Below are 7,655 nucleotides of genomic sequence, written 5' to 3' on the forward strand. Positions count from 1 at the left end.
GTTTTGGCTGCCAAACCTTATTTTCGGGGGAATATCTAAAGATACAAAAAAGCCAACTAATTCGCAATACATTGTGTATGAATTAGTTGGCTAATTTTATACTATTTACTGAGTGTCCCTAAAAAAACCAGTCCTTTTGAGACTGGTTTTTTTATGTAAGGAATAATAGATTCAGTATTAAAAGTTAGCACGCTTTTCCTGAATTCTAGCTTTCTTACCGGTAAGCGCACGCAGGTAGTACAATTTTGCACGACGTACTTTACCAACTTTGTTGACAGTGATGCTGTCGATTGCCGGAGATTCCAATGGGAAGATACGTTCTACACCAACTGTTCCAGACATTTTACGTACAGTGAAACGTTTCTTTTCACCGTGACCAGAAATTTTGATAACAACACCGCGATACAACTGAACGCGTTCCTTGCTACCTTCAACGATACGGTATGCTACTGTGATTGTGTCACCTGCCTTGAATGAAGGATGCTGTTTGCCAGTAGCAAATGCTTCTTCTGCAATTTTAATTAAATCCATGTTTCTTTTTTAAATTAAATTGTTTGATCGTTACAACGCAACATATCAAGTAACTCTTCTTTGACAGCGATTGCGCGAAAGCGTTGCAAAGTAAGTGATTTTTTGGTAAATAGGCAAATCTATGCAGATATTTTAGCTTATTTTTTTCTCTCCGTCCCTTTTTTATTATATTTGATTGTTAAAACATTATGAAAGTATATATGAGGAAAGTATTTTTTTGTAGTCTAGTGGCCGGAATGTGTCTGCTGGGGGCCTGCAGCTCCAGCTATTCACTGGTATCGGTAGAGGGAGGAAGAATCCCGGTATCTGAGGTATATGATGCAAATCCGGATGAGCAGGCAGCTCTTATTCTGAAACCTTATCAACAGCATATAGACAGTTTAATGAAGCCGGTAATCGGACATGCTGAGGCCAAGTTGACGGCTTATCGTCCGGAGTCGCCGTTGTCTAACCTGATTGCCGATATTCTTTGTGAGAGTGCGGCGCTTAAAACCGGGGTGAAGGCTGATGTGGGAGTGATGAACATGGGAGGAATCCGCAACCTGCTGAACCAGGGAGAGATAACTTTCAGTTCGATTTATGAGATTTCTCCGTTTCAGAACGCACTGGTAGTAGTGACGGTGACGGGAGATGTGCTGCTGGAACTGTTTGAGCAGATAGCTGCCGTTCACGGAGAAGGAATCAGCGGGGCGCAGCTGGAGATTTCGAAGGACGGAAAACTGCTGAGTGCCAAAGTGGGAGGAAAGGAAGTGGACGAACAGAGCGAATACCGGATAGCTACCATTGATTATCTGGCAGAAGGAAACGACCATATGGAGGCTTTCCGCAAGGCTACGGAAAAGACCGTGCCGGAGAATGCCATTTTGCGCGATTTGTTTATTGAGTATGTAAAGCGCTGTGAAGCTGAAGGCAGACCGGTGACTGCCAAGGTGGAAGGACGTATTGTGGAACGGTAAAATTAAATGTGTGAGAATATGAAGAAAGCGACAGTCATTATATGTTTTTTCCTGTGTGTCTTGGGAGGATATGCCCAGGCAACGAAGGATTTGTATTTGTTTCATACCAATGATATGCACAGCCGGGTGGAACCGTTCCCTGCCGATTTCCAGGATACACTGCTGGCAAATAAGGCCGGTCTGGTACGCAGGGCGACACTGATGAAGCAGTTGCGTAAGGAACATGAAAATGTGATGTTGTTCGACTGCGGTGATTTTTCGCAGGGTACACCTTATTATAATATATTCAAGGGGGAAGTAGAAGTGAAGCTGATGAATGAGATGGGATATGATGCCGCTACGATTGGCAATCATGAGTTCGACTTCGGACTGGAGAATATGGCCCGTCTCTTCAAGATGGCTGCCTTCCCTGTAGTGTGCTGCAACTACGATGTGACAGGAACAGTACTGGAAGGACTGGTAAAGGAGTATGTGGTCCTGGAGCGTGGGGGATTGAAAATCGGAGTCATCGGGGTCGGTCCGCAGTTGGAAGGACTGGTAGCTTCCAGTTGCTACGGAGGAGTGAAATTCGAGGATCCGTTTACCGAGGTACAGCGCATTGCCGACTACCTGAAGATGGAGGAAGGATGTGATGCCGTGGTCTGTCTGTCTCATCTGGGATGGAAGGACGGAGATTATTCGGACATCCAGCTGATACAGCGTACACGTAATGTGGATGTAGTGCTGGGAGGACATTCTCATTCTTATTTTGAGTCGCCCCGTTATTACAAAAACCTGGACGGAGTGGAGATTCCGGTACAGCAGATGGGTAAGAATGGTGCCTTCCTCGGAAAGATGGTTCTGAAGTTCAATAAAAATTGAGTATCGGCCTATGAATGTACGCGGATTATTGATCGGTTTGCTGGTCGGATTACCGGGAATGCTTTGTGCCCAGTCTTATCCGACGGCTTTGATGCAGCAGGCTAACGATACGGCTGCCTGCCGGAAATGGGTGGACGAACGGATGTCCCAGATGACGCTGAAGCAGAAAATCGGACAGCTGTTTGTGTATAAGCTGGCTCCCAATCTCTCACAGACAAACAAGACGTATCTGACCCGGGCAGTGAAAGAATATGGAGTGGGAGGACTCCTGTTTTCCGGTGGTGAGGTCGAGAAGCAGGTTGCCCTGACCAACTACGCACAGCGGTTGTCGAAGGTGCCGGTAATGGTTACGTTCGACGGTGAATGGGGACTGGGAATGCGTCTGAAGCAGACTCCGTCTTTCCCGAGAAACCGTATCTTGGGATGCATCCAGGAGGATTCCCTGATTTACCGCTACGGTAAGGAGGTAGCCCGGCAGTTGCGCGAGATAGGGGTGCATGTCAACTTTGCACCTGTGGCCGATGTCGACAATAATCCGAAAAACCCGGTTATCAACACACGCTCGTTCGGCAGCGGCAAGGAGAATGTGGCACGGAAGGTGATTGCCTATTCCCGCGGACTGGAGGACGGGGGAGTGCTGGCGGTATGTAAGCATTTTCCCGGACACGGAGATACGGAAGTCGACTCGCACTATGCATTGCCGGTGTTATCCTTCGACCGTACCAGACTAGATACCCTGGAACTGTTCCCTTTCCGCAAGGCCGTGGAATCCGGTATCGGCGGGGTGATGGTGGGACACCTGAAGGTAACCTGCCTGGATAATAAGCCGGCTTCGGTGTCTCCTAAGGTCATTCGTGACCTGCTGGTCGGCGAAATGGGCTTTTCGGGACTGGTGTTTACCGATGCCATGGAAATGAAAGGCCTTTCCAAGTACGCGACTGATTTGTGCGTGAGTGCATTGAAGGCAGGGAATGACCTGCTGCTTTCTCCGGGAAACCTGAAAAAGGAGGTGGCAGAGGTATATCAGGCAGTAAAGGCCGGAAAAATCAGTGAAGAGGAAATTACCCGAAAGTGCCGCAAGGTATTGACGTATAAATACCTGTTGGGCTTGTCCGATTATCGTCCGGTGAAGGAGGAGGGCCTGATGGAGCGGATTGAAACTCCGGAAACGCTGCGCCTGATGAAAGAACTGGACCGTGCGGCAGTGACGGTAGTGAAAGATTCTGCCGATTTGTTGCCTCTGGATCTGTCTCTTTCGGGCAATGTGCTGCTGAGCGTGTCAAAGACACTGACGGAGGCGCATCCTTTTTATCAGGAATTGAAAAAGGGGATGCCTTTGCTTACCTGGATGCGTGCCAATCCGGATTCGCTCCGCTACGTGGAGGAACGGATTCGTCCGGCGCAGCGGGTGATTGTAGCCTTGCACGAGAAAGAACTGGGTACCTACCGGAACCTTGTCAGACGCTTGTCGCTCGAAAAACCGGTGGTGGTGGTTTGCTTCCAGCCTCATGCCGTACTGCAGAAAGAGGTGAGCACGATCAGGCAGGCAGCCACTGTGATACTGGCGCATAACGACGGAGACGATGTGCAGCGGTATGTGGCAGAGGTATTGCTGGGAAAGGCATTCGCCAACGGTAAACTGTCGGTGAAGGTGGAAGGAGGATGGCCGGAAGGTACCGGAATCGTGGTGGATCCGGATCATCCGCGTTCTTACTTGCCGGAGGATTTTAATATGGATGCGAAGGTGCTGGAGAGGATTGACTCGCTGGCATTGGAGGGCATCCGTGAAAAGGCTTATCCCGGATGCCAGATCCTGATTCTGAAGGAGGGTTATCCGGTATATCATAAGTGCTTTGGCAAATTCACTTACGAAGGAGAGGAAGAGGTGCATCCGGGAAGTGTGTACGATCTGGCTTCGCTGAGCAAGGCTGCCGGCACTTTATTGGCGGTAATGAAACTGTATGACGAGGGAAAGATTGTACTGACCGACAAGGTGAGCCGGTATCTTCCGGTACTGCAGCATACCGATAAGGAAAATATTACCATCCAGCAACTGCTGTATCATGAATCGGGTCTGCCGGCGTATCTTCCTTTTTACCTGGAAACGGTGGACATGAAAAAATGTCCCGGAGGTTTGTTCCGCAGGAAACCGGACAGGTTTCATACAAACCGGGTCGGTGAGAACCTGTATGCCTGTACGGAGATTCCTTATAAAGAAGAATGGGTAGCCCGGGTGAGGTCGGATGAGTATTCCTTGCCTCTTTCCGACAGTTTGTTCCTCAAAAATACTTTTCCCGGGGTAATCCTGGGCGAGATTGCCAAGGCTCCGCTGAAATCACGCACCTATCGCTACAGTTGCCTGAACTTTATGTTGCTGAAGGAGATGGTGGAGCAGGTGGCGGGAGTTCCGATGGATGTGTACCTGGACAGTCTGTTCTATCGTCCGATGGGCTTGTCGGCTACGATGTACTGTCCGCTCAAGCGCATTCCCAAGAAAGACATTGTGCCGACAGTGACTTCCGATTTTCTGCGGGGGACTTCCTTGCGGGGCATCGTGCATGATGAGGCTGCTGCTTTTATGGGAGGGGTTTCCGGTAATGCGGGACTGTTTTCTACGGCATCCGATTTGGGGGTTATCTTCCAGATGCTGCTCGACAAGGGTATCTGCGGCGACCAGCGTTACCTGAGCAGGGCTACCTGCGAGTTGCTTACGACCATGAAGTCGAAGGCCAGCCGAAGGGGACTCGGTTTTGACCGTCCGGATGCAAAGGACCCTGACCAGAGTCCTTGTGCCGCTGAAGCGCCGGCTGCGGTATTCGGTCATACCGGATTTACCGGTACTTGTGTATGGGCCGATCCGGAAAATGAACTGGTGTTTGTATTCCTGAGCAACCGGATTTATCCGGAGGTCTATGGAAGCCGGAAATTGATGCAGCTGAAAATCAGGGAACGGATGCAACAGACAATGTATCAGTCGTTAATGAGATAATCTATTTAGACTAGATACAAATTAGGTAAATATTGCAATGTGGATGTTACAAATTCGCTTAAAAAGTTTACCTTTGCAATAACAAATTAGTACTAATAATAACTTAACTTTTTACTACAATGGCTTACGTAATTAATGACGATTGTATCGCTTGCGGTACTTGTATCGATGAGTGTCCGGTTGGCGCTATCTCTGAAGGTGATAAGTATTCAATCAACCCGGATATGTGTACAGAATGTGGCACATGCGCTGATGTATGTCCTTCTGAAGCAATCCACCAGGGATAATCGAATCGTCAATGACTGATTAATTGATAGAGGTCTGCTTTTAGCATGACCTCTTTTTTTGTGCCTTAGTCCTTGGTGTTGGTGAATATTTTCCGCAAGACTTCCTGACTGATCCGGAGCTCTTCGAGTGTCAGTCCCTGCAGCGCCTCCTTTAATGTCTTGTTGGCTACGAACCGTGCCTTTTCCTCCATGTCCTTTCCCGTTTTGGTGAGATGAATCAGATTGGTACGCCGGTCTTTCTTGTCGGAAATACGTACTACCAGGTGCTGCTTTTCCATGTTGTCTATCAGTCGGGTCATGCTGGGCTTGTCCTTGAAGGTCGCGTTACAAAGCTCCTGCTGGGTGACTCCGTCTTTTTCCCATAAAAAAAGCAGTACGGTCCATTGTTCGGGAGTTATCTCCATTCCATTCAAACGGAAGTTGCGGATCAGCTTCCGGTTTATGGCTGCCGAAACCTTTCCGTTTAATATGGCGAAAATCAACTGAATGTCAAAATTAAATTGTTCTATCATCTAATTATTGTTTAAACAACCATGCAAAGATACAAACTTTTGTATTTTCTCGAATGTGAAAAAAAAGAAATAACATTCTTTATTATATAAATAGCCGTATGGATATTTGCAAATTAGATAAAAAGTAGTACCTTTGCACCGCGATTTAAAAAATTATTATTAATATTTAATTAACGAATAGTATGAATCAATACGAAACCGTTTTCATTTTAACTCCCGTTTTGTCTGATGCTCAGATGAAGGAAGCGGTAGAAAAGTTCAAAGCTATCCTGACACAGGAAGGTGCGGAGATCATCAATGAAGAAAACTGGGGATTGAAGAAGTTGGCTTACCCAATTCAGAAGAAATCTACAGGATTCTATCAGCTGATTGAATTCAAAGCAGAACCATCTGTTATCGAGAAGTTGGAAGTAAACTACCGTCGTGACGAACGTGTTATCCGTTTCTTGACTTTCAGAATGGATAAATACGCTGCAGAATACGCTGCTAAGAGAAGAAATGTTAAATCAACTAAAAAGGAGGAAAACTAATCATGGCACAGCAACAATCAGAAATCAGATATTTAACTCCGCCTTCAGTAGACGTTAAAAAGAAAAAATACTGCCGTTTCAAAAAGAGTGGTATTAAGTATATTGACTACAAAGATCCTGAATTCTTGAAGAAATTCTTGAACGAACAGGGAAAGATCCTTCCGCGCCGTATTACAGGTACTTCATTGAAGTTCCAGCGTCGTATTGCGCAGGCTGTTAAGAGAGCTCGTCACTTGGCTTTGCTGCCTTTCGTAACTGATATGATGAAATAATAAAGGAGGAATAAGAGTATGGAAATTATTTTGAAAGAAGACGTAGTTAACTTGGGCTACAAGAATGATATTGTAACCGTTAAGTCAGGTTATGGTCGTAACTATCTTATTCCGACTGGTAAAGCTGTGATTGCTTCTCCTGCTGCAAAGAAAATGCTGGCTGAAGAACTGAAACAGCGTGCTCACAAATTGGAAAAGATTAAGAAAGATGCTGAAGCTGTAGCTGCTTCATTGAACGGTGTTTCTTTGACTATCGCTACTAAGGTCAGCGCTACAGGTGTTATCTATGGTTCTGTAGGTAACATTCAGATTGCTGAAGAATTGGCTAAATTGGGTCACAACATCGACCGTAAGATCATCGTTGTAAAAGACAACGTGAAAGAAGTTGGTCATTACAAGGCAGTTGTTAAACTTCACAAGGAAGTTTCTGTAGAAATTCCTTTCGAAGTAGTTGCTGAAGAAGCTTAAATTGCAAGTCTGTAAATACTTGATAAAAGACTCCGGACATTTTTGTTCGGGGTCTTTTTTGTTTTGATGCATCGGGGTTTCCGAAGAAGCGGATGAAGCGGAAGTCTGTGAATGGGATATTCCGGGTCAGTAGCTTTTTAGTGGGGATATGCATATAAGTTCGCAATGCGGAATAAGAAAAACTTCTTGTCAACAACTCCCCTGAGATTCGCTCTAAAGAGTTTGATTTTAGCATTGAATGATTCAGCA

At 46.3% G+C, this 7,655-nt stretch carries 9 protein-coding genes and 1 pseudogene; 7 read left to right on the forward strand and 3 right to left on the reverse strand.

Features of this window, described 5'->3' with window-relative positions; genetic code table 11:
* Positions 1–177: 177 nt before the first annotated feature.
* Positions 178–531, reverse strand: a complete 354-nt coding sequence (gene rplS, locus H3001_RS18245) for a 50S ribosomal protein L19 (RefSeq protein ID WP_178243379.1) — start codon at positions 529–531, stop codon at positions 178–180.
* A 200-nt stretch (positions 532–731) separates the two neighbouring features.
* On the opposite strand from rplS, the gene H3001_RS18250 reads away from it, so the two are divergent.
* From H3001_RS18250 to H3001_RS18265, 4 genes are all read left to right on the forward strand, one after another.
* Positions 732–1,487: a 5'-nucleotidase C-terminal domain-containing protein gene (locus H3001_RS18250; protein ID WP_178243378.1), complete on the forward strand. Its 756-nt coding sequence runs from the start codon at positions 732–734 to the stop codon at positions 1,485–1,487.
* An 18-nt stretch (positions 1,488–1,505) separates the two neighbouring features.
* Positions 1,506–2,348 carry a bifunctional metallophosphatase/5'-nucleotidase gene (locus H3001_RS18255; RefSeq protein ID WP_178243377.1) on the forward strand — a complete coding sequence of 281 codons (843 nt, stop codon included), beginning with the start codon at positions 1,506–1,508 and terminating at the stop codon, positions 2,346–2,348.
* 58 nt (positions 2,349–2,406) lie between these two features.
* Positions 2,407–5,337 carry a glycoside hydrolase family 3 N-terminal domain-containing protein gene (locus H3001_RS18260; RefSeq protein WP_449579092.1) on the forward strand — a complete coding sequence of 977 codons (2,931 nt, stop codon included), beginning with the start codon at positions 2,407–2,409 and terminating at the stop codon, positions 5,335–5,337.
* A gap of 119 nt (positions 5,338–5,456) precedes the next feature.
* A complete protein-coding gene (locus H3001_RS18265) occupies positions 5,457–5,624 on the forward strand; it encodes a DUF362 domain-containing protein (RefSeq protein ID WP_178243375.1) in 168 nt (55 codons plus the stop codon).
* Positions 5,625–5,689: 65 nt separating this feature from the next.
* On the opposite strand, the gene H3001_RS18270 is transcribed toward H3001_RS18265, so the two are convergent.
* A complete protein-coding gene (locus H3001_RS18270; RefSeq protein ID WP_181215695.1) occupies positions 5,690–6,136 on the reverse strand; it encodes a MarR family winged helix-turn-helix transcriptional regulator in 447 nt (148 codons plus the stop codon).
* A gap of 182 nt (positions 6,137–6,318) precedes the next feature.
* Between H3001_RS18270 and rpsF the strand changes: the two genes are divergently transcribed.
* Genes rpsF through rplI form a run of 3 tightly spaced genes read left to right on the forward strand, consistent with a single transcriptional unit; the run spans position 6,319 to position 7,406 of the window.
* Positions 6,319–6,666 carry a 30S ribosomal protein S6 gene (rpsF, locus tag H3001_RS18275; protein ID WP_178243373.1) on the forward strand — a complete coding sequence of 116 codons (348 nt, stop codon included), beginning with the start codon at positions 6,319–6,321 and terminating at the stop codon, positions 6,664–6,666.
* A gap of 2 nt (positions 6,667–6,668) precedes the next feature.
* Positions 6,669–6,938: a 30S ribosomal protein S18 gene (rpsR, locus tag H3001_RS18280; protein ID WP_005841178.1), complete on the forward strand. Its 270-nt coding sequence runs from the start codon at positions 6,669–6,671 to the stop codon at positions 6,936–6,938.
* 18 nt (positions 6,939–6,956) lie between these two features.
* Entirely contained in the window at positions 6,957–7,406 is a 450-nt protein-coding gene (gene rplI / locus H3001_RS18285; protein ID WP_178243372.1) for a 50S ribosomal protein L9, read from the forward strand.
* 137 nt (positions 7,407–7,543) lie between these two features.
* On the opposite strand, the pseudogene H3001_RS19920 reads toward rplI, so the two are convergent.
* Positions 7,544–7,655, reverse strand: a pseudogene (locus H3001_RS19920) (ISAon1 family transposase); the annotation flags it as partial.

It is taken from the genome of Phocaeicola faecicola, assembly GCF_013618865.1.
Taxonomy (GTDB): domain Bacteria; phylum Bacteroidota; class Bacteroidia; order Bacteroidales; family Bacteroidaceae; genus Phocaeicola; species Phocaeicola faecicola.

Excerpts from the sequence above, each read along its gene's own strand:
- H3001_RS18260 (WP_449579092.1), top strand. The coding sequence starts at position 2,407 with ATGCTTTGTGCCCAGTCTTATCCGACGGCTTTGATGCAGCAGGCTAAC.
- H3001_RS18255 (WP_178243377.1), top strand. The coding sequence starts at position 1,506 with ATGAAGAAAGCGACAGTCATTATATGTTTTTTCCTGTGTGTCTTGGGA.
- H3001_RS18250 (WP_178243378.1), top strand. The coding sequence starts at position 732 with ATGAGGAAAGTATTTTTTTGTAGTCTAGTGGCCGGAATGTGTCTGCTG.
- rplI (WP_178243372.1), top strand. The coding sequence starts at position 6,957 with ATGGAAATTATTTTGAAAGAAGACGTAGTTAACTTGGGCTACAAGAAT.
- H3001_RS18270 (WP_181215695.1), bottom strand. The coding sequence starts at position 6,136 with ATGATAGAACAATTTAATTTTGACATTCAGTTGATTTTCGCCATATTA.
- H3001_RS18265 (WP_178243375.1), top strand. The coding sequence starts at position 5,457 with ATGGCTTACGTAATTAATGACGATTGTATCGCTTGCGGTACTTGTATC.
- rpsR (WP_005841178.1), top strand. The coding sequence starts at position 6,669 with ATGGCACAGCAACAATCAGAAATCAGATATTTAACTCCGCCTTCAGTA.
- rplS (WP_178243379.1), bottom strand. The coding sequence starts at position 531 with ATGGATTTAATTAAAATTGCAGAAGAAGCATTTGCTACTGGCAAACAG.
- rpsF (WP_178243373.1), top strand. The coding sequence starts at position 6,319 with ATGAATCAATACGAAACCGTTTTCATTTTAACTCCCGTTTTGTCTGAT.